The following is a 24,275-nucleotide window of genomic DNA, read 5'->3' as shown; positions in this document are numbered from 1 at the left end:
CTCAGTCGGGGACCGCGACGACCTTGTTCTGGTAGGCCCACACCGCCGCCTGGAGGCGGGAGCGCACCCCGAGCTTGGGCATCATCCGGGCGAGGTGCGACTTCACCGTCGAGGTCTCGAGGACGAGCTCGGCGGCGATCTCGTCGTTGGAGAGCCCCTGGGCGAGCAGGAGCAGGATGTCGAGCTCGCGGGCGGTCAGCAGCTCGGTGGCCCGCCCGGCCGTCACCGGCACGATCTGGCGTCGCGTCACCACCTCCCGCAGCACGCGTTTGGTGAGGCTGTCGTCGAGGGTGCCGTTGCCACGCGCGACCGTACGCACGGCGGCGACGAGCACGTCCGGCTCGGCGTCCTTGAGCAGGAAGCCCGAGGCGCCCGCCTCCAGGGCTCCGAAGAGGTGCTCGTCGACGTCGAAGGTGGTGAGCACCAGGACGGGCACGGGGTCGGCGACGCCGGCACCGCACAGCTCGCGGGTGGCGCTGATGCCGTCCTGGCCGGGCATCCGGACGTCCATGCAGACGACGTCGGGCCGCAGCCGTCGGGCAGCCTCCACCGCCTCGCGTCCGTCGCTGGCGACCGCGACCACCTGGAGGTCGGGCTCGGCGTTGATGAGAGTGGTCAGGCCGGCGCGGACGAGCGCCTGGTCGTCGGCCACGACGACCCTGATCATGCGTGCTCCTTGCCCGGGTCGGAAGCCAGGTCGACGCCCGAGTCGACGCCCAGGTCGACGCCCTGCTCCCGTGGCATCTCCAGCCGTACCTGCCACCCACCCTCAGGGGTCGGGCCGCACTCCAGGGTGGCACCGGTGAGCTCGGCCCGCTCGCGCATGCCGACGATCCCGAAGCCGGCGCGCGACGTCGTCTCCGGCATGGCGGCGGTGGGCGGCGCGGCGTTGCGCACGGTCACCGTGACGGTGTCCCTGCCTCGCTGGTCGAGGGTCACCTCGGTGGCCGCGCCTGGAGCGTGCCGGGCGGCGTTGGCGAGGGACTCCTGGACCATCCGGTACGCCGCGAGCTGGGCCAACGGGCCCACCCCGGCGGGCGGCGGCCCTGGGTGATCGAGCACGGTGAGGACGACGTCGCGCCCCGGCGCCCGTACCTCCTCGACGAGCGCGGGGAGGCCGGCGAGGGACTCCGGGCGTACCTGCGCTGTCGTCGCCGCCCCCGTCTCCGTGTCGTCACGCAGCAGGCCGACGAGGCTGCGCAGGTCCCGCAGCACGGCGCGGCTCTGCTGGCGCACCTGCGCGACGCCGGCCTTGGCCGCGGCGGGGTCGGCGTCGATCTGGGTGCCGATGGCAGCGGTCATCACCGCGATGCCGGAGAGGTGGTGCGCGGCGATGTCGTGCAGCTCTCGGGCCATCGCGGCCCGTTCGCGGGCGATCGCGGCCTGCAGCAGGGCGTCCTGCTCCCGGGCGAGCGCAGCGCTGCGACCGGCTCGGGCCTGCGCGATCTCCCGACGGGCGGCCACCACGACGGCCACGAGCCATGGCATGGCCACGGTCCCCACGCCCTGGCCGAGCCCCAGGCCCACCGCGACCCCGACGGTCTCGCCAGCGTCGTGGGCGCTGAGCGCCGAGCCCGCGCCGATGAGGAGCACGGCCAGTCCGAGCACGGGCCAGGCCCGACCGAAGGGTTCCGTCAGGCCGAAGGAGTAGGTAGCCACCAGCACCGCGAGCTGGGCCGCGGTCAGCTGGTCACCCAGGCCGACCGCGGCGAAGATGACCATGCCGGCGGAGGTTGCCAGCAGCACGCTGCGTGGGGCTGAGGTGCGACGGAGCAGCGCCGCCCCCTGCAGGCCCACCACCACGGTCCCGACGACCCAGGCCCACGCGGCGGGGGAGCGCATCGTGCCGTCCGCCGGCACGGCCGCGGCGACGGCGAAGCAGGCCAGTGCCGCCCACGCCAGCGCCGTCGTGACAGCGGCGACCCGCAGGCCTGCGGAGTGGGTGCTGCCTCGACGAGTCACGAGCCGCACGCTACCTGCGCCCGGTGGGCTGAGCTCAGGCAGCAGTCAGGGCGGCTCGCAGCGCGATCTCGATCATCGCTGCGAAGGTCTGCTCCCGCTCCTGCGACGTGGTCTCCTCGCCGGTCACGATGTGGTCGGAGACCGTGCAGATCGCCAGGGCGCGCCGGCCGTACTGCGCCGCGAGCGTGTAGAGAGCGCTCGCCTCCATCTCCACCGCGAGCACGCCGTGGTCGACCTGGGCCTTCATCAGCTCGGGACGCGGCGAGTAGAACGAGTCGCTGGAGAAGATCAGCCCGACGTGGGTGGTGACCTCGGGCATCTCGCTCGCGGCGTCGTACGCGGCCCGCAGCAGCCCGAAGTCGGCGACCGGTGCGTAGTCGTAGCCACCGAAGCGGTGCGTGTTCTTCGCCGAGTCGGTGCACGCTCCCGACGCGATCACGACGTCGCGGATCGCGACCTTCTCGGTGAGCGCGCCGCAGGAGCCGACCCGGATGATCGAGGCGACGTCGTAGTCCTTGAAGAGCTCGTTGGCGTAGATCGCCATCGACGGCTGTCCCATGCCGGAGCCCTGGACCGAGACGGGCGTGCCGTTCCACGTGCCGGTGTAGCCGTACATCCCCCGGACCTCGGAGTAGCACGTGGCGTCGTCGAGGAACGTCTCGGCGATCCACTTGGCACGCAACGGGTCACCGGGAAAGAGGACGGTGGGGGCGACCTGGCCGGGCGAGGCTCCGATGTGCGTGCTCATGACGGATGAACCTACCGCCGCCTCTGGCCCTTCGCAGGGGACGGAGGGCGTGGGTAGCCTCGGACTGTGAGCCGTGACAACCACTCGTCCCTTCCTCACCTCGCCCTCTCCGTGCGGGCCCACAACCGTGAGGCGCTGCACCGCACCGATGCGGCCTGGCTCGACGCGCGGTGGGCCGACGCGTCGACGCGGGTCCTGGTGGTCTCGGGCGGACGGGTCGACGCTTCCGGGGGGAGCGTGCCGTGGCTCTCGTCGGCCCAGGCGCAGGCCCTGGCCCCGCACGGCGAACGCATCCTGCTGGGCCAGCGGGACGGGCGTACGCGCTTCGCCGTGCTGGCCGACCGTGCCGACGTCGCCGGGGGCACCGACGACTGGATCGGCCTGCGCGGTCTCTTCGGGCTGCTGGCCGTGGGGGACGAGGAGGCCTCGGAGGAGGCGCCGTGGCTCTTCCACGCCGTCGGCCTCGCCGAGTGGCGCCGTTCCCACCGCTTCTGCCCTCGGTGCGGGGGAGACCTGCTGCCGCGGGCCGCCGGTCACGAGCTGCGGTGCGCCCGGTGTGGACGCTCCCAGTTCCCGCGCACCGACCCGGCGGTCATCATGACGATCACCACAGGCGAGCCAGGTGGTGACGACGAGGCCGTGCTGCTCGGCCGGCAGGCGAGCTGGCCCTCGACGCAGTGGTCCTCGCTCGCAGGCTTCTGCGAGCCGGGAGAGACGCTCGAGGACGCGGTGCGCCGCGAGACCTACGAGGAGACGGGCGTACGCGTCGGCGACGTGACCTACTTCGGGTCCCAGCCGTGGCCACTGCCGGCGAGCCTGATGGTGGCCTTCACCGGGCGCGCGACCTCACGGGAGATCCACGTCGACGGGGCGGAGATCGAGGACGCCCGATGGTTCACCCGCGCCGACCTGCGGGCCGGGCTCGAGGACGGCAGCGTCACGGTGCCGCGCAGCGTCTCCATCTCGGCGTCGTTGCTGACCGACTTCTACGGCGGGCCGCTGCCGGGCGGGGACATTCGCCCCCGGTGAGCCGCTGATCGCCAGTACGGTGCTCACCGCGCGCAGGGCGTGGGTCGAACGAGGGAGCCCCGGATGGACGAGCGACGACGCACGGGACTGGCGGTGACGCTGGCCGTCGCCGCTCTCGTTGCCCTGGGGTGGGGAGGCTTCGTCCACCTCGACGGCGAGATGGTGCAGCCGACGACGAACACGTACGCGTGGGTGGCGCTCGCGTTGCTCACCGCCGCCGTGGCGCTCGCGTGGCCGTCGCCGCTGGCGCGCCGAGGCGTGGCCCTGGTCGTCGCCGCAGCCCTCCTGGTGATGGCCGTCGGCTACTCCCTGGTGAGCTTCCGGTTCGTCTATGTCTCCGGTGACTTCGAGTACGTGTGGCTCACGACCGGCCTGGTGCTGCTGATGTGGGCGCTGCTCACCGAGCGGTTCGTCGTACGCAGCGGAGACCGCCGCCAGCTCACCCCGGCCGCGCGCGGACTGGCGTGGGTGGTGGCGACCCTCGCCCTCGTGACCCTAGGCTTCTGGCTCGGCATGGTCTGGTACGAGCAGGCAGAATGCTCCGGTCCGTCTGAGGCCGACGAGTGCGACGTCGCCGTGATCGGCGGCCTGGCAGGAGCCGTCACGGCCGCCGTGGTGATGGCGGTCGCGTGGCTCACCAGCGTCGGGCTCAGACGAGCGAAGCCAGCTTCTGCTTGACCTGCGCCAGGCTCGGGTTCGTCTGGGCCGTGCCGTCGGAGTAGACGAGCGTCGGGACCGTCTGGTTGCCGCCGTTGGCCTCCTCGACGAGCTTCGCCGCCTCGGGGACCTGCTCGATGTCGACCATGTCGAACTCGATGCCCTCGCGGTCGAGCTGGCTCTTCAGGCGGTGGCAGTAGCCGCACCACGGGGTGCTGTACATGGTGAACTTGGCCTCGGTGCTCACGTGAACTCCTCTGCAGGGACGGGCTGGCGAGCGAGGCCCACGATCGGCTGCCCCGCTCCGTCTGGTGGAACAGTACGGGCGTGTCCCCGATTCCCTGACGCCACGCGGCCCTGACGGGGCCCCTGACCCAGGAAACCTCAGAGCCCCAGGGTCATGGTGCGGTCATGGTGCTCCTCCACATGCCCCCGCGTGACTGTCCCCGGTGACGTCTAGGCTCGACCCGTCAGCACGAGACCCGCAGGAGCAGTGACACCAGTGACCCCCGACGACCTGTTGGTCGCCCTCGACCCCGAACAACGACGGGTGGCCGAGGCCCTGCGCGGTCCCGTGCGGGTGCTCGCCGGGGCGGGCAGTGGCAAGACCCGGGCGATCACGCACCGGATCGCCCACGGCGTGGCGAGCGGTGTCTACGCGCCGAGCGAGGTCCTGGCCGTCACCTTCACCACCCGTGCGGCGGGCGAGATGCGCTCGCGGTTGCGCACCCTCGGCGCCGGCGGGGTGCAGGCGCGTACGTTCCACTCGGCCGCCCTGCGCCAGCTGCGGTACTTCTGGCCCCGTGTCCACGGACGCGAGCTGCCCGAGCTCACGGCGTCGAAGCTCGGGATGCTCGCCACGGCCGCTCGGCGGCAGCGACTCGCCCCCGACAAGGCCCTCCTGCGTGACATCGCCTCCGAGATCGAGTGGGCCAAGGTCTCCAACGTCTCTCCCGACGGCTACGCGGTGGCCGCGATCCGGCGCGGACGCCAGGTCGGCGACGTCGACCCGACGACGGTGGGTCACGTCTACGAGGCCTACGAGGAGGTCAAGCGCAACGTCGGCCGCATGGACATGGAGGATGTGCTGCTGTGGACCGCCGGCATGCTGGCCGACGACGAGAGGGTCTCCGCCCAGGTCCGCCGGCAGTACAAGTGGTTCGTGGTCGACGAGTTCCAGGACGTCTCGCCCCTCCAGTCGGCGCTGCTGGACCTGTGGCTCGGCGGTCGCGACGAGATCTGCGTCGTCGGCGACCCGGCCCAGACCATCTACTCCTTCGCCGGCGCGGACGCCTCCTACCTCCGCACGTTCACCGAGCGCTACCCCCAGGCGACGTCGGTCGAACTGGTGCGCAACTACCGTTCGACCCCGCAGATCGTCGAGGCAGCGAACGCCGCCCTCGCGGGCACCGTGAGCCAGGGGGTCGAACTGCGGGCCCAGCGCCCTGCCGGCCCGCCGATCGCCGCGACCGGTCACAGCGACGAGGTCGCCGAGGCCGCCGCCGTCGCCGCGCGGATCGCCCAGCTGATCGCCGGCGGCCTTCCCGCCCGTGAGATCGCGGTGCTCACCCGCATCAACGCCCAGACCGAGAACTTCGAGGACGCCTTCGCCGACAAGGGCGTCCCCTACGTCGTACGCGGCGCCGCCCGGTTCTTCGAGCGTCCGGAGGTCCGCAAGGCCGTCACCCTGCTGCGCGGGGCAGCGCGCTCGGGCGAGGCCGACGGCAGCATGCTCGACACCGTGCGAGCGACCCTGTCGGGCCTCGGGTGGACGGGCACTCCGCCGACCTCGCGGGGCCAGACGCGTGACCAGTGGGAGTCGTGGCAGGCCCTCGTCGACCAGGCGGTCGCGTTCGCGGCCGAGTCCGGGCACGACCTCGGGGCCTTCGTCGACGAGCTGGACCGGCGCGCCGCCGAGCAGCACGCCCCGGTCGCCGAGGGCGTCACGCTCGCCACGCTGCACACGGCCAAGGGCCTGGAGTGGGATGCGGTCTTCCTCGTCGGCCTCGTCGAAGGCACCATGCCGATCATCTACGCGAAGACGCCGGCCGAGGTGGAGGAGGAGCGGAGGCTCTTCTACGTGGGCCTGACCCGTGCCCGCGAGCACCTCTCCCTGAGCTGGGCCTACTCCCGCAACCCCGGCGGCAAGGGCAACCGTCACCGCTCACGGTTCCTCGACTCCGTCGTGGGGGAGGGGGACGAGTCAGCAGGTGCAGGCACCCGCACGCCTCGCCGCAAGGGCCCGGCCAAGGGGCGGCACTGCCGGATCTGCAACCGTCCGTTGACCACGCCGGCCGAGAAGAAGCTCCTGCGGTGCGAGCTCTGCCCCGCCACCTACGACGAGGAGCTCTTCGAGGAGCTGCGAGCCTGGCGCAAGGCCCGGGCCGCGGACGACGAGGTGCCGCCGTACGTGGTCTTCAGTGACACGACGTTGCAGCTCATCGCCGAGCACAAGCCGCAGTCGGACGCCGCACTCCTGAAGATCTCCGGAGTGGGTCCGAAGAAGGTGGACCAGTACGGCGAGGAACTGCTCTCGCTACTCGCCGATAGTTGACGCAAAGACCTTCTTCGCGGCCTTTTCGAGATTCCGAAGAAGACACTCAATAAATGGTTTGCGCCCTCAGCGAACCCCGCACTAAGTTCGTCCTCGTACTTTCGTCCAGCGCGCACTCGACCCTGACACCGTCGGCGCCCTACGCACCTGAGGAGGTGGAACCCGTGAAGAACTTCAACCCGATGAACGCGGCCCAGCAGCCGTGCCAGCGCGCCCTCGTGCCGGGTGCCGCCATCGCTCCGGCGTGGCGCGCCGTCGACGGCTTCGGTGGTGGAGTCCGTCTCCGTGCCGAGCGCGCCAACCGTCGTGCTGGCTCCGTGGCCGTGGCCGCCCTCACGGGTGCCCACGCCGTTGTCGTGACGACGTCGGCCCTTGCCGTCGCCCCCACGGCCAAGCCGGCAGCCATTGCTGCCCACCCGGGACCCGTTGCCTGGAGTCCACCGCCCTGTTGAGAGACACAGGACGGCACCTCCGGGCCGCGGAATCCCATCAGGGAATCCGCGGCCTTTCGCATTTCCCGCCCAGACCATCACCAGCGATCAGATCAGCAGTGAAGGAGGTGACCACGAGTGACCGCCACCATTCTCGAGTCGAAACCGTCATTCCAGGCACCGGCCGTCCTCCCCGACTCCGACGCGGGGACCTCGCCCTGCCTCACCCACGACTCGGAGCTGTGGTTCGCCGAGTCTCCCCACGAGGTGGAGCAGGCGAAGAGCCTGTGCCAGACGTGCCCGGTACGCCGTCAGTGTCTCGAAGGAGCGCTCGAGCGGCGTGAGCCATGGGGTGTCTGGGGTGGAGAGCTGTTCCTCCAAGGAACGGTGATCCCCCGCAAGCGCCCGCGGGGACGTCCTCGCAAGAACCCGGACGCCGACGCGGCGGCCTGAGCCCATGAATTCCCCCGTCCCGACCGGGACGACCACACGTGAACAGAACGGAAGCACTGACATGGACATGATGTCTGAAGAGCTCGCACGCGCACGGATGTCCGCGCGCCTGGGAGAGGCGCAGGAGTTGAGACGCGGCCACCAGATGGGCCGCGCCCGTCGCCTGAGCCGGCAGGCCGAGAAGGCTGCACTCCGGGCGCGTCTCGCCATCGCACGGGCACTGTGACCCTGCTCGCGGACGAGCAGGTTGACCGCACTCGCTGATCGCTGGTGCACCCTCGAGCCGGGCCCCGACGGGTCCGGCTCGAGGCGCGTCCGGAGCTATCCGCCTACCGTGGTGCCATGCCGACCTGTGACCTCTGTGGCGCCGTCGCCTCCTCCGAGGAGGAAGCGATGGCGTGGACCACGTCGGTGGAGCGAGGACGTACGGTGCGCCACTGCGTCGCCTGCACGCGGAAGCACCTCCGCTCCATGGAGGGCAAGCTCGACAGCGACTGGTGGTGACTCCCACTGCCCGGCACGGGCTCACCCTGGGGCTCAACCCGTCATGGACTGGTCCCACCGGCACCCGCAGTGCGGGTGGGGCGGCCAGACCCGCCGTACGGGTGCGGACGTCCCGTCCAGCCAGGTCGTCGCCGACCAGGCGACGGGCTGGCGCCCCTCGGCCCAGGCCGTCAGGTCGGTGACGGCCTGCAGCAGGGCCTGACGCAGCAGGAGGGGGGAGAGGTCCTCGGGCAACCCCGCGGGCTCACTGCTCGCGCTGCGTGGCGGTCGTACGCCACCACTCTGCGCCGCCAGGCACCGCAGGCACGCGGTGGTGCCGGGCAGCACGAACGGCCCCAGGCAGATGCGCGAGGGGTGCACGGCGGTGAAGAGCACGGGGGTCCTCGCCTGCCAGCAAGGCGTCGTGCACCTCCCAGTCGGGCGGGCCGGCGGAGACCACCCACGTCACGTCACCCTGACCTGTGGCCAGCGCCAGACCGGCGAGCCGCACGCACTCCTGGACGGCGGGCAGCCACGGGTCGGGCGCCTGCACGGACACCCGGGTGGCGGCGCGCGCGTCGCTGAGGAGCGCCTGCTCGTCGACCTCGACCACGAGCCCCGCCCGGCGCAGTGCAGCCAGGACGGTGGCGGTCGGATCGTCGGGAGTCTGGCGCGAGGTCGCGGAGGGGAGGCCGAGGCGCAGCTGCGCCAGCAGCCGCGCCACCGAAGCTGTGTCGGGCAGGACGACGTGGTGCTCCGGGTCGGTGCCGACGAGGACGAGTCCGTCGCCACGCGGGAGCACCGGGACGCCACGTCGCAGTCGGAGGAGGGGAGTGGGGGACGCCATGGCTCCACCTTGGCAGCGCGCCGGGGCCGCCAGAGGTGGTCCTCCACAGGGCTGACAGCGCAGGGCTGAAATGCAGGACGGCGCCGCCCCACAGGGGCGACGCCGTCCGAAACCGCTAGGGGGCGTGTGTCACGCCTTGCCGAGGATGCGGTTGAGGTTGGTCCCACAGGTCGGGCAGACGGCCTTCGCCATCCGGGTGCCCTTCTCGTTGACCTTGACCTCGCCCGACGCCTCGCGCTTCTCCTTGCACTTGACGCAGTAGAACTCGCCGCTCCAGGTCTCCGCCATGACGGCCTCCTTGCTTGTTGTGGTTCTCGGTCGTCGCGACGGGGATTCGGGGGAAGCCCGCCGGAGTCCGGGCTGATGCCCTTGGACCTTGGAAACACTACGACACGCTCACGCTCACGCAAGCACGGCACACCGGCGCGCCGCGGATGGCCTCAGGCGTGCGTACGCTGCCGTGCATGACTGACGTGACCCCAGAACTGACCCATCTGCGTCTCGAACGTCCCAGCGAGGGCGTCGCCCTCCTCACGCTGGACAACCCCGAGCAGCGCAACGCGATGTCCGACGAGATGACCGACTCGTGGGTGCGAGCGGTCGACCACCTTGCCGCCGACCGGTCGCTGCGGGTCGTGGTCGTGACCGGAGAGGGCAGTGCCTTCACCTCGGGCGGCCAGCTCGACTGGCTGGCCAGCGAGCCCGACGCGAGCGTCGACGCGCTGCGGGAGCGCATGCTGCCGTTCTACCGTGCCTGGCTCTCGATCCGCCGCCTCGAGGTGCCGACCATCGCGGCCGTCAACGGGCCTGCCATCGGGGCGGGCCTGTGCATGGCGCTGGCCTGCGACCTCCGCTTCGCCGCCCAGGGAGCCAAGATGGGGGTGCCGTTCACCCGTCTGGGCCTGCACCCCGGGATGGCGGGGACTTTCCTGCTCACCGACGTGGTCGGGGCCGCCGCGGCCCGCGACCTGTTCCTCACCGGACGCCTCGTGCAGGGCGACGAGGCCGTGGGCCTGGGGCTGGTCTCACGGGTGCTCCCGCGCGAGACCTTCCTGACCGACGTGCTGGCCACGGCCGCCGAGATCGCTGGCCACGCTCCGATCGCCACCAGGCTCACGAACCTGGCGCTGCGCGACGGCGGCCCCGCCTCGCTGGAGCGCGCGGTGCAGTGGGAGGCGATGGCCCAGCCGATCACCTTGGCCACCGACGACCTGCAGGAAGGGATTCGTGCGGCCCGGGAGAAGCGGGCGCCGCGCTTCGAGGGGCGCTGAGGAGCCCGCTGAAGAGCGAGCAGGAGAACGGCCCAGAGGCCGGCTGGACATGAAGAGGCCCCCTGCCGTCCACGGCCGCCAGCCTTCCCCTTGCGAACGCCCGTGGATGATGGCCGGGGGCCTCATCTGCGCACACGGTATGAGGGGGATCGGGGCTCGGTCAACCACTGAGCGTGAATAGAACCCACAACCTGTGGAAAACACTGGGGACAACCCTGTTGATCGCGGGGGCACTACGGTGGAGAACGGCGTACGAACTGGGGAGCGGCGTGTGCAGGACACGCCCGGCACGTCACGGGCGCGACGCCCTGACCTGCGACGACTCCTGTAGCGGACCTGTGGAGGAGCACTGGTGGTTGACACGGCGTACGACGAGGGCCCGGTCGCGGCCCTGAGGCGCATCGCGTTCCTCCTGGAACGGGCCCGCGAGGACACCTACAAGGTCAAGGCCTACCGCGCCGCCGTCGCCACGATCCTTCCCCTTGCGGACGAGGAGCTGCGCGCTCACGCCGACGCCGGGACACTCACCTCGTTGCCCGGGATCGGCTCGAGCACGGCCTCGGTCATCACCGAGGCGCTCGCCGGGGTGGTGCCGCAGCGTCTGGCCCGGGCAGAGCGCGAGCACGGGGACCGCGGCGTCACCGGCGGCGAGGCCGTCCGTGCTGCCCTGCGGGGCGACCTGCACTCCCACTCGGACTGGTCCGACGGCGGCTCGCCGATCGAGGAAATGGCCTTCACGGCGATCGAGCTGGGCCTCGAGTACCTCGTGCTGACCGACCACTCGCCCCGGCTCAAGGTGGCTCGCGGCCTCTCCGCCGAGCGCCTGGCTCGCCAGCTGGAGGTCGTGGACGCAGTGAACAGCCACCTCACGGGCAGCGGCTTCACCCTCCTGAAGGGGATCGAGGTCGACATCCTCGACGACGGCTCGCTCGACCAGAGCGACGAGATGCTAGCCCGCCTGGACGTCCGTGTCGCCAGCGTCCACTCCAAGCTGGGCATGGAGCCCGCGGCGATGACGCGCAGGATGGTGGCCGCCACGGCCCACCCCCGGATGAACGTGCTCGGCCACTGCACCGGTCGTCTGGTCACCGGGAGCCGTGGCACCCGCGGCCCGAGCCAGTTCGACGCACGGGCCGTCTTCGAGGCGTGCGCCGCCAACGACGTGGCCGTCGAGATCAACTCCCGACCCGAGCGCCGGGACCCTCCCACTGACCTGATCGAGCTGGCGCGCGACATCGGTTGCCTCTTCTCGATCGACTCCGACGCCCACGCTCCGGGACAGCTCGACCTGCTCGCCCACGGCTGCGCCCGCGCGGAGGCGGCGGGCATCGAGAGCGATCGAATAGTCAACACCTGGCCCGAAGAGCGCTTGTTGGCCTGGGCGAACCCGTAGCCTGAGTCGCCATGGAGGCGGACGGGACGGTCGAGGTCAGGCGCAGTGCGCGTCGGCGCCGCACCGTGTCCGCCTATCGCGAGGGCGACAAGGTCGTCGTGCTCATGCCGGCATGGATGAGCAAGCGCGAGGAGCAGAAGTGGATCGCGGAGATGGTGCGCCGTCTCGAGCGCTCCGAGGCGCGCAAGCGTCCTTCCGACGAGCAGCTGCTGGTGCGCGCCGGGCAGCTCAACGACGAGATCTTCGGCGGCCTGGCCGCCGCTGCCTCGGTGCGGTGGGTCGACAACCAGCGTGCCCGCTGGGGCTCGTGCACTCCCGGTGACCGGTCGATCCGGCTCTCGTCGCGACTCCAGGGCATGCCGACCTGGGTGATCGACTACGTCCTCGTGCACGAGCTGGCGCACCTGCTCGTGCCGGGCCACGACGACGAGTTCTGGGGATGGGTCAACCGCTACCCCCGGACCGAACGGGCACGGGGCTACCTGCTCGGGTGGTCCGACGCGGCCGACGTCGACCCGCCGGGCAGCGAGTACGTCGACTGAGTCGGTCGGCTCAGCCCTGGTGGGTGAGTCCCTGCCGGGTGGTGAGTTCGGGGCCGGTGGTGGGTTCGGGGCGGGTCGCCCAGCGTCCGCGCGCGGTCGCGACCAGCTCGTGCATCTCGTCCTCCAGGTCGTCCGGAAGGGCCGAGACGGGCCACCACCGCACGTCGAGCGACTCCTCGCTCACCCGGTGCAGCGCGCCGTCGGGCGCCAGGGCGGTGAACCGTACGTCCAGGTGACGCACCGTCCCGCGCGGGTCGCAGAAGTCGACCTCGTGCTCGTCGAGGTGCACGGGGACCGGGTCGAGCCGGAGGGTCTCCAGACCCGACTCCTCGAGCCCTTCACGCAGGGCGGCGTCGGCCAGGCTGGCGTCGCCGGGCTCGCAGTGGCCTCCGAAGGCGAACCACCGTTGTGCCTTGCGGTGGAGGTTGAGGAGGACGTGGTCGAGGTCGGAGGAGAGGACCAGCACGCCCGCGGTGACGTGGTCGGGGAAGCACGAGCGGGACATGCCGTCGGGCTGCGAGGTCAGGTGGTCGACGAAGCGGTCGCGCAACCGTGACTGTCGTCCGGCCACGGGGTCCCACTCCACCAGTCGGGCCAGGGCGTCCGCGTGCAGTGCTCCGGTCACGACCGGTCCGTGCCCGTGCCCGGGCCGGCGTCGGTCCCGTCCTCCGTGTCCGTCCCGTCGTCCGTGTCCGTCCCGTCGGCGTCCGGGCCGCCGAGCAGGTCGCGCAGACCCGCCTCGAACTCCTCGTCGCTCAGTGAGGTGGCCTCGGCGCCCTCGCGGAAGCCCAGCGGGTCGTCGAGGTCGGCAGCCGAGGGGAGGAGGTCGGGATGCATCCACACCCCGTCCCGGGCCTCGGTGCCCTGCCGGGTGCGCAGCGAGCCCCACAGCGTCGAGGCGTCGCGCAGGCGACGGGGACGCAGCTCGAGGCCGACGAGGTTGGCGAAGGTCTGCTCGGCAGGGCCACCGGCGGCGCGGCGACGGCGTACGGCCTCCTGGAGCTTGCCGGCCGAGGGCATCCGCTCGCCGACCGCCTGGCCGACGACCTCGTCGACCCACCCCTCCACCAGGGCGAGGGTCACCTCGAGGCGCTCGAGGGCGGCGCGCTGCGCGGGGGAGGGCTTCAGGTCGAAGAGACCCCCCTCGAGGGCCTGCTGCATCGAGGCGAGGTCGTTCATGTCGAGGTCGCGCATCTGCTCCTCGATGCTGCTGGTGTCGATCTCGATGCCGGCGGCGTAGTCGGAGACCGCGCCGAGCAGGTGCGCCGAGAGCCACGGCACGTGGGCGAAGAGCCGGTGGTGGGCGGCCTCGCGCAGCGCGACGTACAGCAGCACGTCCTCCTCGCTGACGTCGAGACCATCGGCGAAGGCACTGACGTTGGCGGGCACGATCGCGGCACGCCCCGGGGCAGCCAGAGGGAGGCCGACGTCGGTGGAGCTCCAGACCTCGCCCGCGAGGCCGCCGAGGGCCGAGCCGACCTGGTTGGCCAGCATCACCCCGGAGGCCTGGCGCAGCATGCCGAGCAGGGGGCCGGCCATCGCCCGCATCTCCTCGGGGAGGGCCTGGGCGAGTGCGTCACCGGCCGAGCCGGCCATCGGCTCCACGAGCTTCTTCCACACCTCGGTGGTCTCCACGATCCACTCCGCCCGGCTCCACGCGGTCGCGCTGACCACGCCGGAGGGGAAGTCGGTGGTCGGGTCGAGCCAGAGGTCGGCCAGCCGCAGCGCGTCGGACGCGGCGTCCTTCTGACGCTGGCTGGGGGAGGGGTCCGCGCCCTGGGCGACGGTCTTGCGCGCGGTGTCGATGGCCAGGTCCCAGTTGAGGGCGCCGTCGTGAGGCGCCATCATCCGCTGGAACTGGGCCATGATCGCGTTGAGGTCGGGCATCTGGGCGCCGCCGCCCCCCATCGCGCCCCCGAGGGCCGAGAACATCTGCTCGAAGGGGGTGCCCTTGAACGGGTTCTGGCCGCTGTCGTCGTCGCCGGAACCGGGGCCGCCGGGGATCTCACTCATGCCCCGAGCCTACTGGCCGGACGGTCGCACGGGTCCTGTCGCTCCCGCCTAGACTCACGGCGGTGAGCACTCCCGAGGTCGTACGCCTGGTGGCCCTGCGCGACAGCCCCCTCGACGTGGGCGAGGTGGTGGCGGCCCTGGGCCACGACGCCGCCGGCGCGCTGACCCTCTTCGTGGGCCAGGTGCGCGACCACGACGGCGGACGCGGGGTCGAGGGGCTGGACTACTCCGCGCACCCCAGCGCGCTCGAGCGCCTCCAGCAGGTCGCCGACCGCGTCGCCGCCGACTTCGACGTGCTCGGCGTCGCAGCCGTGCACCGGGTCGGGACCCTGCGGATCGGCGACGTCGCGGTCGTGGTGGCGACCACCTCGGCCCATCGGGACGAGTCCTTCCGTGCCTCACGGGCCCTCATCGACACCCTCAAGGCCGAGGTGCCGGTGTGGAAGCACCAGCGCTTCGACGACGGCTCCGACGAGTGGGTCGGCACTCCCTGATCCGAGCCCGGCGCGGCGTGCTCCGCCCCGGGATCGCGCCCGCCCGGCGTGGGACCGCCTTCGCGCAGGGCCGGCCGCCTACCGTGGTCGCGTGGAGATCCTGTGGTGGCTGGCGCCGAGCCTGGTGGTCACGATGCTGGCCATGGCGTGGGTCGGGTGGCTGGGGCGTGAGGGCCGCGGCGAGGTCGACCGTGAGGTCGCCGTCGCGCGTCTGGCCAAGGCGCTGGAACGCGAGCGCGAGGTCCCGCGTACGCCCCCGGTCCGGCTCCGCGACCGCAGCACCGGGATCGCGGTGCGGCCACCGCGTGAAGCAGGGCCCCCGGAGCGCCCTGGACGCGCCCCGGAGCGCCCTCGGCCCCGCAGCGCCGGCTAGTTGCCGCCGTCTGAGAGGCTTGGCGCCATGAGTCAGCGGACCCTTGCGGGCATCTTGGCACTGCCCCTCGTGGTGGGGCTGTGGTTGGTTGCTGTGTTCGTGCCCCTTCCCTACGTCACCTACTCGCCCGGCCTCACCGTCGACGTGCTCGGCAAGGAGGACGGCAAGGAGGTCATCGAGGTCTCCGGCGACAAGGTCTACCGCGACTCCGGCGAGCTGCTGCTGACCACCGTCTACGTGACGCGACCCAACACGCGGATCAACCTCTTCGAGGTGATGTCGGCCTGGTTCGACCCCGACAAGGCCGTCGTGCCGTACGAGGCGGTCTACTCGCCCGACCAGTCGCGCGAGGAGGTCGAGTTCGAGGGTGCGGTGCAGATGGCCTCCTCCCAGGACGTCGCCATCGCGGTGGCGCTGCGACGCCTCGGCTACGACGTGCCCTCGGCCGTGGAGGTGCTCCTGGTCAGCGAGGGGATGCCCGCCGACGGGGTGCTCCAGCGTGGAGACGTGATCCTGGCGATCAACGGCAAGCGCATCTCGACACCGCAGGACGTCGTGAGCGCCGTCGACTCCGCCAAGGAGGGCGAGGCGCTGACCTTCCGTATCCGCCGCGGAGGCGTCGAGAAGACCGTCAAGGTCACGCCGCGCAAGGTGGACGGCGACCTGCGCATCGGCATCACGCCCGCCCAGGGCTTCGAGTTCCCGTTCGAGGTGCAGCTCAACGTCGACCCCGACATCGGAGGCTCGAGCGCGGGGCTGATGTTCTCCCTCGGCGTCTACGACACCCTCACCCCCGGCTCACTGACCGGGGGAGACATCATCGCCGGCACGGGCACCATGGCTGCTGACGGCTCGGTCGGTCCGATCGGGGGAGTCGCCCAGAAGATCGCCTCCGCGCGCGACCAGGGCGCGGAGCTCTTCATGGTCCCGGCCGCCAACTGTGAGGAGGCGCTCGGTGCCAGCCCCGACGACATGCGCCTCGTGCGCGCCGACAAGTTCAACGACGCATTGACGTCGATCGAGACGTGGGTCGACGACCCAGATGCTGATCTGCCCAGTTGTGAGAGGAAGCAGAAGTGACCGAGGAGCCGATGGAATCCACGCTGCCCGACCCCGCACTCGCCTCGGCGGTGCTCGAGGTGGAGGCGCACGTCGGACGCGAGGGGTGGGACCAACCGGCCCGCCTCTACGCCTTGGTCGACACCATGCGCTTCCTGGAGGCTGAGCCCCGGATGGCGGCGGCGATGGGACTGGCCGACACCGCCGTCCCCGGTTCGCTGACCGCGATCGAGCAGGAGCAGTACTCCAGCGAGAACCCGATCGAGCAGGCGCTGGAGGCCATCGTGTGGCCGCCCGCCGTCGACGGCTGCTGCGTGGTCATCGAGCGTCTGGTGCTCCCGCCCGAGGTGGACCCGGAGATCCCCGAGGACGCAGAGGAGGCTGCTGCCTTCGCTCGTGAGCACCCGCTGCGCCAGGAGGTCCGGATGGTCGCCGGCGCGACGCGCGCCGGCTCGACCTACTGCGCCCTGCGCCTCAAGGCGCACGACAACGAGGAGTCGGTGGTCGACGGCACGGACCTGGTCCCCGGCCTGGTCGAGCTGGTGCTCGCCACCCTGCGTGACGCCGACGAGGTGCAGGCATGAGTCTCTTCGGTCCCCCCGCGGCAGCTCCGGCTCCGACGCCCGGTCCGCCGCAGCGGCGTTCCCGTGCGCTGGTCATCACGGCTGTGGTGCTGCTGGTCGGCTTCCTGCTCCTGACCGCCTTCTCGGCCTTCTGGACCGAGCGCCTGTGGTTCAGGTCCGTCGACTTCTCGGGCGTCTTCACGACCCTGGTGCTGACCCGGGTCGGCCTCTTCACGGTCTTCGGACTGCTGATGGCCCTCACCGTGGCGCTCAACATGCACCTCGCCTACCGGTTCCGGCCGTTCTTCCGGCCGAGCTCGCTGGAGCAGGAGAACCTCGAGCGCTACCGCGAGGCGATCAACCCGGTCAAGGGATGGGTGCTGGCGGGCGCCGCCGTGCTCATCGGCCTCTTCGCCGGAGCCTCGGCCTCGGGCAAGTGGCGCGAGTTCACGACGTGGCGTCACAGCGAGACGTTCGGCACCGCGGACCCCTACTTCGATCGGGACGTCAGCTTCTACGTCTTCGAGCTGGGCTGGCTGCACTACGTCGTCGACTTCCTGCTCGCCGCAGCCATCGTGGGACTGCTCGCCTCCGTGCTCGTGCACTACCTCTACGGCGGGATCCGGCTGCAGGCCCCGCGTGACAAGTTCAGCCCCGCCGCGCAGATCCAGGTCTCGGTGCTGCTCGGGCTCGCGGTGCTCGCGAAGGCCGCCGACTACTGGCTCGACCGCTACGACCTGCTCAACACCTCCGGGTCGTTGATCACCGGCATGAACTTCACCGACGACAACGCCGTCCTTCCGGCGAAGAACATCCTCGTCGGCATCGCCATCATCTGTGCCGTCCTCTTCTTCCTCAACGTGTGGCGTCGTACGTGGATGCTGCCGTCGGTGGGCATCGCCCTCCTGGCGCTCTCCGCGATCCTGCTCGGCATGCTCTGGCCGGGCATCGTGCAGCGCTTCCAGGTCGCGCCCAACCAGCCCGACAAGGAGTCGGCCTACATCGAGAAGAACATCGAGGCGACGCGAGCGGCGTACAACCTCGACGACGTCGAGGTCACCCGCTACAACAGCGCCCCCGACCTCGGCTCGGCGCTGACGCAGCTCGAGACCGGCACCTCGTCGGTGCCGCTGGTCGACCCCAAGCTGGTCAGCCCCACCTTCGAGCAGCAGCAGCAGGTGCGTGCCTACTACACCGTCGCCGACGTGCTGGACGTCGACCGCTACACCCTCGACGGCGAGGAGCGTGCCCTCGTCCTGGGTGTGCGTGAGCTCGACCAGGCGGGCCTCGCCGAGTCCGACCGCAACTGGGCCAACCTGCACACCGTCTACACCCACGGCTCCGGCATGATCGCGGCCTACGCCAACCAGCGACCCGGGGACAACGGGAGCCAGGCCGACGCCATCCAGTGGGCCGAGGGCCAGGAGGAGACGCAGAAGGCGCTCAGCTCCCTGTCCGACGAGCCGTTCGAGCAGCGGGTCTACTTCGGCGAGACCAGCCCCGTCTACTCCGTGGTCGGCAAGGCCAAGGAGGACGGCAAGGACGTCGAGCTCGACCTGCCGCGCGGCGAGGAGGGGTCCAGCCCGACCTCCACCTACGACGGCAAGGGCGGCGTGCCGGTCGGCAGCCCCTTCAACCGACTCCTGTACGCGGTGAAGTACGGCGAGCCGAACTTCCTGCTCTCGGGCCGCATCCACGAGGACTCCAAGATCCTCTACGAGCGCAACCCGCGCCGGATGGTCGAGAAGGTGGCGCCGTGGCTGACGGTCGACTCCGACCCCTACCCGGTCGTCGTCGACGGACGCATCCAGTGGGTGCTCGACGGCTACACGGTCACCGACAAGTACCCGTTGTCGCAGAAGGAGTCGTTCGAGGACATGATCGACGACTCCCTCCAGGACGACCTCGGCTTCCAGACGCTGCCCACGGACGAGATCAACTACGTCCGCAACGCGGTCAAGGCCACGGTCGACGCCTACGACGGCACGGTCAAGCTGTACGCCTGGGACGAGGCCGACCCGATCCTCAAGGTCTGGCGCAACGTCTTCCCCGACACCGTGCTCGACAAGGACGAGATCCCCGAGGCGCTGGTCTCCCACCTGCGCTACCCCGAGGACATGTTCAAGGCCCAGCGCTACCAGTTCGCCCGCTACCACGTCACCGACCCCAAGGACTGGTACGCCGGCAACGACCGCTGGGAGGTCCCGAACGACCCGAACGTCAAGAACAGCCAGCAGCCGCCTTACCGGCTCTTCGCCAACCCCCAGGGTGACGAGGACCCCAACGCGGAGCAGATCTGGTCCCTGACGTCGGTCTACGTGCCGCGCGAGAAGAACAACCTCGCCGCCTTCGTCTCGGTGAACTCGGATGCGACGAGTCCCGACTACGGCAAGATCAAGGTCCTGGAGCTCTCCGACGAACGGACCAACGGTCCGGTCCAGGTGGCCAACGAGATCGCCTCCGACGAGGACGTCCGCGACGAGCTGTTCTCGTTCGACCAAGGTGGCATCAACCCCCGTTACGGCAACCTGCTGACGCTCCCGGTGGGCGACGGGTTGATGTACGTGCAGCCCCTCTACGCCGCACGTGACGCCTCGGAGTCGAGCTATCCGATCCTGAGCTTCGTCCTGGTCTCGTACGGCGGCAACGTGGGCGTGGCCCCGACGTTGCGCGGTGCGATCGCGGACGTGCTCGGGGTCGACGACTCCGCACCCAGCACGGGTGGGTCCGGCGGCAAGGGTTCCGGCGGCGGCAAGGGCGAGCAGTCGCCCACCACGGGCACCGTCAACCAGCGCATCAAGGCGTTGCTGGCGGACGCCGAGGAGCAGTTCGCGGCGGCCGACAAGGCCCAGCGCGCGGGTGACACCGTCGCGTGGGCCGAGGCCATCGAGAAGGCCAAGGAACTGATCAACGAGGCCGTCGAGCTCTCCGAGGACAAGTGATCCAGCCCGATTAGGTACTGCTTGGCCCCGTCCGGTAACGTGTGGTTCATCGACGCGGGGTGGAGCAGTTCGGTAGCTCGCTGGGCTCATAACCCAGAGGTCGCAGGTTCAAATCCTGTCCCCGCTACCACATGAAGAATCCGAACCCTTCGGGGTTCGGATTCTTCGCATTTCCGGCTCTGTGGCCCGGACGCACGTACGCCCGGCCGGGAGACTCCGGCCGGGCGTACGCGTCTGCCTGGGTCAGGCCTTCTCGCAGATGTCGCTCTTCGCGGCGCTCTCCACGCCACCCTGGCTCACACGGATCGCGTAGCGGAAGCGGTGGGTGCCGTTGCGGAACGTGAACGAGGTCTTGCGGACGCTGCCGTCGTACACCGCGTCGCGCACCGCTCCGGTGGCGAGGTCGGTCTCCTTGATCACGAAGAAGACGTTGGTGCGGCCGTCGGTCCACTTGACCGTGCAGGTGCCGGCCGCGGTGCGGGTGGCGGTGATCGAGTTCACCGGGGCGACAGCGGCGTGAGCCGTGGGCAGCGCAATGAGCGAGCCGCCGACGGTCATGAGGGTCGCGCTGGCGCCGAGGGCAGCCTTCTTGAGCATGTGCATGCGTTCTTGCCTTCCGAGATGGGTAGGGACCGACCGGACAGCCGGTGCCGGTCCCGACCGTAGGGAACCGGACGCCTGGGTCAACGGATCGGCGCGCTCGCGATTGGGTGAACCGGCGCTCCGAACCCCGAGATCCCCCGAATGGGGGACGGCGCTCGACGGCCGTCAGCACCAAGCCTTGACTCGTTCAAGGAAAGGCGAGAGGTTGGAGACATGGGTGAGACCAGCGGCGCCCCGGTCGAGGGCACCTCGGACTACGGCTCCCTGCTGCGCGCTGCGTCGCTGCGGGTCACCCGCCCGCGCCTGGCGGTGCTCGCGGCCGTGGACGCGGAGCCCCACCTCGACACCGATGCCGTGATCCAGCGGGTGCGCACCGAGCTGGGCACCGTGTCCCACCAGGCCGTGTACGACGTGCTGAGGGCCCTGACCGAGGCGGGCCTGCTGCGCCGCATCCAGCCCGCTGGCGCCACCGCGCGCTACGAGGCCCGCACCGGCGACAACCACCACCACGTGGTGTGCCGCACCTGCGGGGCGATCGAGGACGTCGACTGCGCGGTCGGCGAGGCCCCCTGCCTCGTGGCCTCCGACGACCACGGCTTCTCCGTCGACGAGGCCGAGGTCGTGTGGTGGGGCACCTGCCCGTCCTGCGCGTCGCGCACCCCGGCCCACGCGGCGAGCAGCGAACCCCGCGCCTCCTGAACCGTCCAGCCATCGAGAAGTAGATCCGGAAGGAACCATGACCGAGAACCGGAACGACACCCCCACCGACCCGCAGGGCACGCAGCAGAAGGCCGAGGCCGGATGCCCCGTCATGCACGACTCCGCACGCGGCGAGGGGGGCAGCGAGAGCGAGAACCCGGCGATCCCGTCGCCGCAGCCGAAGGTGGCCCGTCCGCGGGGCAACCGCGACTGGTGGCCCAACCAGGTCGACCTGTCGGTGCTCCGGACCAACCAGCCGGCCTCCAAGCCGTTGAGGCCGGAGTTCGACTACGCCGAGGAGTTCGCGAAGGTCGACGTCGAGCAGCTCAAGGCCGACATCGTCGACGTCATGCGTGACTCGAAGGACTGGTGGCCTGCCGACTTCGGTCACTACGGCGGACTCTTCATCCGGATGAGCTGGCACTCGGCCGGCACCTACCGCATCTACGACGGCCGAGGCGGTGGCGGCACCGGCCAGCAGCGCTTCGCCCCGCTCAACAGCTGGCCGGACAACGTCAGCCTCGACAAGGCGCGCCGCCTCCTGTGGCCCGTGAAGAAGAAGTACGGGCAGAAGGTCTCGTGGGCCGACCTCATCGTCTTCGCCGGCAACGTGGCCCTGGAGGACATGGGCTTCCAGACCTTCGGCTTCGGCTTCGGGCGCGACGACGCGTGGGAGGCCGAGGAGATCTTCTGGGGCCCTGAGGACTCGTGGCTGGGCGACGAGCGCTACAGCGGCGAGCGTCAGCTCGCGGAGCCGCTCGGCGCAGTCCAGATGGGCCTCATCTACGTCAACCCCGAGGGCCCCAACGGCAACCCCGACCCGCGCGCCTCGGCACGCGACATCCGCGACACCTTCAAGCGCATGGGCATGAACGACGAGGAGACCGTCGCGCTCATCGCCGGTGGCCACACCTTCGGCAAGACCCACGGTGCCGGCCCAGCCGACAACGTGGGCGCCGAGCCCGAGGCGGCCCCGGTCGAGCAGCAGGGCCTGGGCTGGAAGAACTCCTTCGGCACGGGCAAGGGTGACGACACCATCACCTCGGGCCTCGAGGTCACGTGGACCTACCACCCGACCCGGTGGGACAACGAGTTCTTCCACATCCTCTTCAGCTATGACTGGGAGCTCTTCGAGTCGCCCGCGGGCGCGAAGCAGTGGCGTCCGAAGAACGGTGCCGGCTCCGACCTCGTCCCGATGGCCCACGACCCCTCGCGTCACCGCGAGCCCCGGATGCTGACCTCCGACCTCGCGCTGCGCTTCGACCCGGAGTACGAGAAGATCTCGCGTCGCTTCCTCGAGAACGCCGACGAGTTCGCCGAGGCCTTCGCCAAGGCTTGGTACAAGCTGCTGCACCGCGACATGGGACCGGCCAACCGCTACCTCGGTCCGTGGGTGCCCGAGCCGCAGCTGTGGCAGGACCCCGTGCCGGAGGTGGACCACGAGCTCGTCAGCGGCACTGACGTGGAGGCCCTCAAGGGCAAGGTGCTCGAGTCGGGCCTCAGCGTCCCCGAGCTCGTACGCACGGCGTGGGCCGCTGCCTCGACCTTCCGCAAGTCCGACTTCCGGGGCGGTGCCAACGGCGCCCGCATCCGCCTGGAGCCCCAGCGCAGCTGGGAGGTCAACGACCCAGCAGAGATCACCCGCGTGATCGACGTGCTCGAGGGCATCCGCGACGACTTCTCCGCGCAGGGCAAGGCCATCTCGTTGGCCGACCTCATCGTGCTGGCGGGCAACGCGGCGATCGAGAAGGCGACGCGCGACGCCGGCGTCGAGGCGAGCGTGCCGTTCCACCCGGGACGTACCGACGCCAGCCAGGAGCAGACCGACGTCGAGTCCTTCGAGGTGATGGAGCCGCGCGCCGATGCGTTCCGCAGCTACGTCCGCGAGGGCGACCGGGTGCCGGCCGACGTGCTGATGGTCGAGAAGGCCTACATGCTCGACCTCACGCCCCCGGAGATGACCGTCCTCCTGGGCGGTATGCGGGTGCTGGGCGCCAACCACGGCGACAGCCAGCACGGCGTCTTCACCGACCGGGTCGGGGTGCTCAGCAACGACTTCTTCTCGACCCTGCTCGACATGGGCATCGAGTGGGCGCCGACCGACACCGACGGCGTCTACGAGGGTCGCGACCGTGAGAGCGGAGAGGTCGTGCGCACCGCCACGCTGGTCGACCTGGTCTTCGGCCACCACTCCGAGCTGCGTGCGCTGGCGGAGGCCTACGCCAGTGACGACGCCCGCGAGCGGTTCGTCGAGGACTTCGTCGCGGCCTGGACCAAGGTCATGGAGCTGGACCGCTTCGACCTGCACCGCGCCCTGTCCTGAGCGTGACTGCGAGGACGCAGACTGCTTGACTCTGACGCTGATCCGGAGCCCCGGTCGCCGCCACCCGCGGCGGCCGGGGCTCCGGCGTACGGCGGTGGAGCGGATCAGCCCTGGGTGTTGCGTCGCCGCGTCTCCCACGCGCGCCGGGCGGCACGGCTGCGTCGCCGGTGCTCCCGCTCGGCGTCGAGCACCTGGCGCTCGGCGGCGCGCTCGGCACGGCGTACCGCGTTCTCCGCGCGGCGGCGTTCGGCCTCCAGCGCCTTCTCGGAGCGCACGGGCCACACGTACGGCAGGTCGTCGGGCACGTCGGTGAAGTGCTCGCCGTAGTGGTCGGGATCCTTGCGCAGCAGCGAGGAACGGTGGCTGCGGTGGACCTCCTCGTCGCCCAGCCACGGCGGCAGCGCCCCGGCGCTGGCCAGCTCGCTCTGGGTGCGTACGCGGTCGACCCCGGCCGCCGCGAGGTCGCCAGCGAGGGTGGCGGCGCAGGTGTCGCCGAAGCCCTGCTCGGTCCACACGTCGCAGCAGACGAACCCGTAACGCCCCAGCGCCTCCTCGAAGCCCGTCCACATCAGCACCGCCGGGTGGTGGGCCCAGCCGTAGCCCGGGCGGGTGAGCGCGCGGACGATCTGGATCGTCTCGACCCGTTGCTTGCCCAGCCGCTTGGGATCCAGGGCGCGAGCCGAGGCCTCGAAGTCGGCGTACGGAAGGAACGTCTGCATCCGTTTGAGAGTAGTCAGGCACCCGAAATGGGTGGGTGCCCAGAGAGTGGGGTCCAGCGAGGGGCCGTACCCCTGGTTGGGGATCTGAGGGCTGGGACCAATCCGGGGACGGAGCCA

The 24,275-nt window shown here is 70.9% G+C and carries 27 protein-coding genes and 1 tRNA gene; 17 read left to right on the top strand and 11 right to left on the bottom strand.

What is annotated here, in order from left to right:
* Position 1: 1 nt before the first annotated feature.
* From FCL41_RS12015 to deoD, 3 genes are read right to left on the bottom strand one after another with little or no spacing between them, the layout of a single operon-like run.
* Entirely contained in the window at positions 2–667 is a 666-nt protein-coding gene (locus tag FCL41_RS12015) for a response regulator (RefSeq protein ID WP_137067133.1), read from the bottom strand.
* Complete coding sequence (locus tag FCL41_RS12010) at positions 664–1,962, bottom strand: sensor histidine kinase (RefSeq protein WP_137067132.1); 1,299 nt, start codon at positions 1,960–1,962, stop codon at positions 664–666. Before FCL41_RS12010 ends, FCL41_RS12015 begins: the two co-directional genes overlap by 4 nt.
* Positions 1,963–1,996: 34 nt before the next feature.
* On the bottom strand, positions 1,997–2,710 hold the full coding sequence (gene deoD / locus FCL41_RS12005; protein WP_137067131.1) for a purine-nucleoside phosphorylase: 714 nt from the start codon (positions 2,708–2,710) through the stop codon (positions 1,997–1,999).
* A gap of 66 nt (positions 2,711–2,776) precedes the next feature.
* Here deoD and nudC point away from each other — a divergent pair, with 66 nt between their 5' ends.
* Both nudC and FCL41_RS11995 read left to right on the top strand, forming a co-directional pair.
* Positions 2,777–3,739 (top strand): NAD(+) diphosphatase, encoded by a 963-nt coding sequence (gene nudC, locus FCL41_RS12000; RefSeq protein ID WP_170970346.1) that lies wholly within the window; start codon positions 2,777–2,779, stop codon positions 3,737–3,739.
* Between the two features lie 63 nt (positions 3,740–3,802).
* A complete protein-coding gene (locus FCL41_RS11995; protein WP_137067130.1) occupies positions 3,803–4,417 on the top strand; it encodes a hypothetical protein in 615 nt (204 codons plus the stop codon).
* Here FCL41_RS11995 and FCL41_RS11990 read toward each other — a convergent pair.
* Positions 4,389–4,619: a mycoredoxin gene (locus tag FCL41_RS11990; protein WP_137067263.1), complete on the bottom strand. Its 231-nt coding sequence runs from the start codon at positions 4,617–4,619 to the stop codon at positions 4,389–4,391. The genes FCL41_RS11995 and FCL41_RS11990 overlap by 29 nt on opposite strands.
* Positions 4,620–4,898: 279 nt before the next feature.
* Between FCL41_RS11990 and FCL41_RS11985 the strand changes: the two genes are divergently transcribed.
* The 4 genes from FCL41_RS11985 (at position 4,899) to FCL41_RS17120 (ending at position 8,338) form a co-directional block, all read left to right on the top strand.
* Positions 4,899–6,950 (top strand): ATP-dependent DNA helicase UvrD2, encoded by a 2,052-nt coding sequence (locus FCL41_RS11985; RefSeq protein WP_137067129.1) that lies wholly within the window; start codon positions 4,899–4,901, stop codon positions 6,948–6,950.
* A gap of 164 nt (positions 6,951–7,114) precedes the next feature.
* The gene (locus tag FCL41_RS11980; RefSeq protein ID WP_137067128.1) at positions 7,115–7,402 is read left to right on the top strand and encodes a hypothetical protein; all 288 of its coding nucleotides are present in this window, start codon (positions 7,115–7,117) and stop codon (positions 7,400–7,402) included.
* A gap of 117 nt (positions 7,403–7,519) precedes the next feature.
* Complete coding sequence (locus tag FCL41_RS11975) at positions 7,520–7,834, top strand: WhiB family transcriptional regulator (protein ID WP_137067127.1); 315 nt, start codon at positions 7,520–7,522, stop codon at positions 7,832–7,834.
* 342 nt (positions 7,835–8,176) lie between these two features.
* A complete protein-coding gene (locus tag FCL41_RS17120; protein ID WP_170970345.1) occupies positions 8,177–8,338 on the top strand; it encodes a hypothetical protein in 162 nt (53 codons plus the stop codon).
* Between the two features lie 33 nt (positions 8,339–8,371).
* Here the strand turns inward: FCL41_RS17120 and FCL41_RS11970 are convergent, their stop codons facing one another.
* The 3 genes from FCL41_RS11970 to FCL41_RS17115 form a co-directional block, all read right to left on the bottom strand.
* The gene (locus FCL41_RS11970) at positions 8,372–8,572 is read right to left on the bottom strand and encodes a hypothetical protein (RefSeq protein ID WP_138868065.1); all 201 of its coding nucleotides are present in this window, start codon (positions 8,570–8,572) and stop codon (positions 8,372–8,374) included.
* Between the two features lie 10 nt (positions 8,573–8,582).
* Positions 8,583–9,164 carry a hypothetical protein gene (locus FCL41_RS11965; RefSeq protein ID WP_138868064.1) on the bottom strand — a complete coding sequence of 194 codons (582 nt, stop codon included), beginning with the start codon at positions 9,162–9,164 and terminating at the stop codon, positions 8,583–8,585.
* A 129-nt stretch (positions 9,165–9,293) separates the two neighbouring features.
* Positions 9,294–9,452, bottom strand: coding sequence for a DUF5679 domain-containing protein (locus FCL41_RS17115; RefSeq protein ID WP_170213509.1), 159 nt, complete (start codon positions 9,450–9,452; stop codon positions 9,294–9,296).
* A gap of 176 nt (positions 9,453–9,628) precedes the next feature.
* Here FCL41_RS17115 and FCL41_RS11960 point away from each other — a divergent pair, with 176 nt between their 5' ends.
* The 3 genes from FCL41_RS11960 (at position 9,629) to FCL41_RS11950 (ending at position 12,370) form a co-directional block, all read left to right on the top strand.
* Positions 9,629–10,435, top strand: a complete 807-nt coding sequence (locus tag FCL41_RS11960; RefSeq protein ID WP_170970344.1) for an enoyl-CoA hydratase/isomerase family protein — start codon at positions 9,629–9,631, stop codon at positions 10,433–10,435.
* 352 nt (positions 10,436–10,787) lie between these two features.
* Positions 10,788–11,828 (top strand): PHP domain-containing protein, encoded by a 1,041-nt coding sequence (locus FCL41_RS11955; RefSeq protein WP_137067124.1) that lies wholly within the window; start codon positions 10,788–10,790, stop codon positions 11,826–11,828.
* An 11-nt stretch (positions 11,829–11,839) separates the two neighbouring features.
* Complete coding sequence (locus FCL41_RS11950; protein WP_137067123.1) at positions 11,840–12,370, top strand: M48 family metallopeptidase; 531 nt, start codon at positions 11,840–11,842, stop codon at positions 12,368–12,370.
* A gap of 10 nt (positions 12,371–12,380) precedes the next feature.
* Here FCL41_RS11950 and FCL41_RS11945 read toward each other — a convergent pair whose 3' ends face one another.
* Positions 12,381–12,995, bottom strand: coding sequence for an NUDIX hydrolase (locus FCL41_RS11945; protein WP_239021630.1), 615 nt, complete (start codon positions 12,993–12,995; stop codon positions 12,381–12,383).
* On the bottom strand, positions 12,992–14,383 hold the full coding sequence (locus FCL41_RS11940; protein ID WP_137067122.1) for a zinc-dependent metalloprotease: 1,392 nt from the start codon (positions 14,381–14,383) through the stop codon (positions 12,992–12,994). Before FCL41_RS11940 ends, FCL41_RS11945 begins: the two co-directional genes overlap by 4 nt.
* Positions 14,384–14,445: 62 nt before the next feature.
* Here FCL41_RS11940 and FCL41_RS11935 point away from each other — a divergent pair, with 62 nt between their 5' ends.
* The 6 genes from FCL41_RS11935 (at position 14,446) to FCL41_RS11910 (ending at position 19,944) form a co-directional block, all read left to right on the top strand.
* The gene (locus FCL41_RS11935; protein WP_137067121.1) at positions 14,446–14,877 is read left to right on the top strand and encodes a molybdenum cofactor biosynthesis protein MoaE; all 432 of its coding nucleotides are present in this window, start codon (positions 14,446–14,448) and stop codon (positions 14,875–14,877) included.
* Positions 14,878–14,968: 91 nt separating this feature from the next.
* Positions 14,969–15,250 (top strand): hypothetical protein, encoded by a 282-nt coding sequence (locus FCL41_RS11930; protein WP_239021629.1) that lies wholly within the window; start codon positions 14,969–14,971, stop codon positions 15,248–15,250.
* Positions 15,251–15,277: 27 nt separating this feature from the next.
* Positions 15,278–16,330, top strand: a complete 1,053-nt coding sequence (locus FCL41_RS11925; protein WP_137067120.1) for a YlbL family protein — start codon at positions 15,278–15,280, stop codon at positions 16,328–16,330.
* On the top strand, positions 16,327–16,893 hold the full coding sequence (locus FCL41_RS11920; RefSeq protein WP_239021628.1) for a PPA1309 family protein: 567 nt from the start codon (positions 16,327–16,329) through the stop codon (positions 16,891–16,893). The genes FCL41_RS11925 and FCL41_RS11920 overlap by 4 nt, the downstream gene beginning before the upstream one ends.
* Positions 16,890–19,814 (top strand): UPF0182 family membrane protein, encoded by a 2,925-nt coding sequence (locus tag FCL41_RS11915; protein ID WP_137067119.1) that lies wholly within the window; start codon positions 16,890–16,892, stop codon positions 19,812–19,814. Before FCL41_RS11920 ends, FCL41_RS11915 begins: the two co-directional genes overlap by 4 nt.
* Positions 19,815–19,867: 53 nt before the next feature.
* A tRNA-Met gene (locus FCL41_RS11910) sits at positions 19,868–19,944 on the top strand.
* Between the two features lie 113 nt (positions 19,945–20,057).
* Here the strand turns inward: FCL41_RS11910 and FCL41_RS11905 are convergent.
* Positions 20,058–20,417, bottom strand: a complete 360-nt coding sequence (locus tag FCL41_RS11905) for a hypothetical protein (RefSeq protein ID WP_137067118.1) — start codon at positions 20,415–20,417, stop codon at positions 20,058–20,060.
* Between the two features lie 213 nt (positions 20,418–20,630).
* Here FCL41_RS11905 and FCL41_RS11900 point away from each other — a divergent pair, with 213 nt between their 5' ends.
* Positions 20,631–21,116, top strand: coding sequence for a Fur family transcriptional regulator (locus FCL41_RS11900; RefSeq protein ID WP_137067117.1), 486 nt, complete (start codon positions 20,631–20,633; stop codon positions 21,114–21,116).
* Between the two features lie 37 nt (positions 21,117–21,153).
* A complete protein-coding gene (gene katG, locus FCL41_RS11895; RefSeq protein WP_137067116.1) occupies positions 21,154–23,439 on the top strand; it encodes a catalase/peroxidase HPI in 2,286 nt (761 codons plus the stop codon).
* Positions 23,440–23,543: 104 nt separating this feature from the next.
* On the opposite strand, the gene FCL41_RS11890 is transcribed toward katG, so the two are convergent.
* The gene (locus tag FCL41_RS11890; protein ID WP_170970343.1) at positions 23,544–24,158 is read right to left on the bottom strand and encodes an MSMEG_6728 family protein; all 615 of its coding nucleotides are present in this window, start codon (positions 24,156–24,158) and stop codon (positions 23,544–23,546) included.
* Between the last annotated feature and the right edge of the window lie 117 nt (positions 24,159–24,275).

The sequence above is a fragment of the Nocardioides jishulii genome (genome assembly GCF_006007965.1).
GTDB classification, from domain to species: domain Bacteria; phylum Actinomycetota; class Actinomycetes; order Propionibacteriales; family Nocardioidaceae; genus Nocardioides; species Nocardioides jishulii.
The sequence above is the reverse complement of the archived record's forward strand: the minus strand, read 5'-3'. Positions and strand labels throughout refer to the sequence as shown.

What these genes read in the sequence shown, in the direction of transcription:
- FCL41_RS12015 (WP_137067133.1), bottom strand. Translation starts at nt 667, where the DNA reads ATGATCAGGGTCGTCGTGGCCGACGACCAGGCGCTCGTCCGCGCCGGC.
- deoD (WP_137067131.1), bottom strand. Translation starts at nt 2,710, where the DNA reads ATGAGCACGCACATCGGAGCCTCGCCCGGCCAGGTCGCCCCCACCGTC.
- FCL41_RS11995 (WP_137067130.1), top strand. Translation starts at nt 3,803, where the DNA reads ATGGACGAGCGACGACGCACGGGACTGGCGGTGACGCTGGCCGTCGCC.
- FCL41_RS11990 (WP_137067263.1), bottom strand. Translation starts at nt 4,619, where the DNA reads ATGTACAGCACCCCGTGGTGCGGCTACTGCCACCGCCTGAAGAGCCAG.
- FCL41_RS17120 (WP_170970345.1), top strand. Translation starts at nt 8,177, where the DNA reads ATGCCGACCTGTGACCTCTGTGGCGCCGTCGCCTCCTCCGAGGAGGAA.
- FCL41_RS11965 (WP_138868064.1), bottom strand. Translation starts at nt 9,164, where the DNA reads ATGGCGTCCCCCACTCCCCTCCTCCGACTGCGACGTGGCGTCCCGGTG.
- FCL41_RS17115 (WP_170213509.1), bottom strand. Translation starts at nt 9,452, where the DNA reads ATGGCGGAGACCTGGAGCGGCGAGTTCTACTGCGTCAAGTGCAAGGAG.
- FCL41_RS11960 (WP_170970344.1), top strand. Translation starts at nt 9,629, where the DNA reads ATGACTGACGTGACCCCAGAACTGACCCATCTGCGTCTCGAACGTCCC.
- FCL41_RS11950 (WP_137067123.1), top strand. Translation starts at nt 11,840, where the DNA reads ATGGAGGCGGACGGGACGGTCGAGGTCAGGCGCAGTGCGCGTCGGCGC.
- FCL41_RS11940 (WP_137067122.1), bottom strand. Translation starts at nt 14,383, where the DNA reads ATGAGTGAGATCCCCGGCGGCCCCGGTTCCGGCGACGACGACAGCGGC.
- FCL41_RS11925 (WP_137067120.1), top strand. Translation starts at nt 15,278, where the DNA reads ATGAGTCAGCGGACCCTTGCGGGCATCTTGGCACTGCCCCTCGTGGTG.
- FCL41_RS11915 (WP_137067119.1), top strand. Translation starts at nt 16,890, where the DNA reads ATGAGTCTCTTCGGTCCCCCCGCGGCAGCTCCGGCTCCGACGCCCGGT.
- FCL41_RS11905 (WP_137067118.1), bottom strand. Translation starts at nt 20,417, where the DNA reads ATGCACATGCTCAAGAAGGCTGCCCTCGGCGCCAGCGCGACCCTCATG.
- FCL41_RS11900 (WP_137067117.1), top strand. Translation starts at nt 20,631, where the DNA reads ATGGGTGAGACCAGCGGCGCCCCGGTCGAGGGCACCTCGGACTACGGC.
- katG (WP_137067116.1), top strand. Translation starts at nt 21,154, where the DNA reads ATGACCGAGAACCGGAACGACACCCCCACCGACCCGCAGGGCACGCAG.
- FCL41_RS11890 (WP_170970343.1), bottom strand. Translation starts at nt 24,158, where the DNA reads ATGCAGACGTTCCTTCCGTACGCCGACTTCGAGGCCTCGGCTCGCGCC.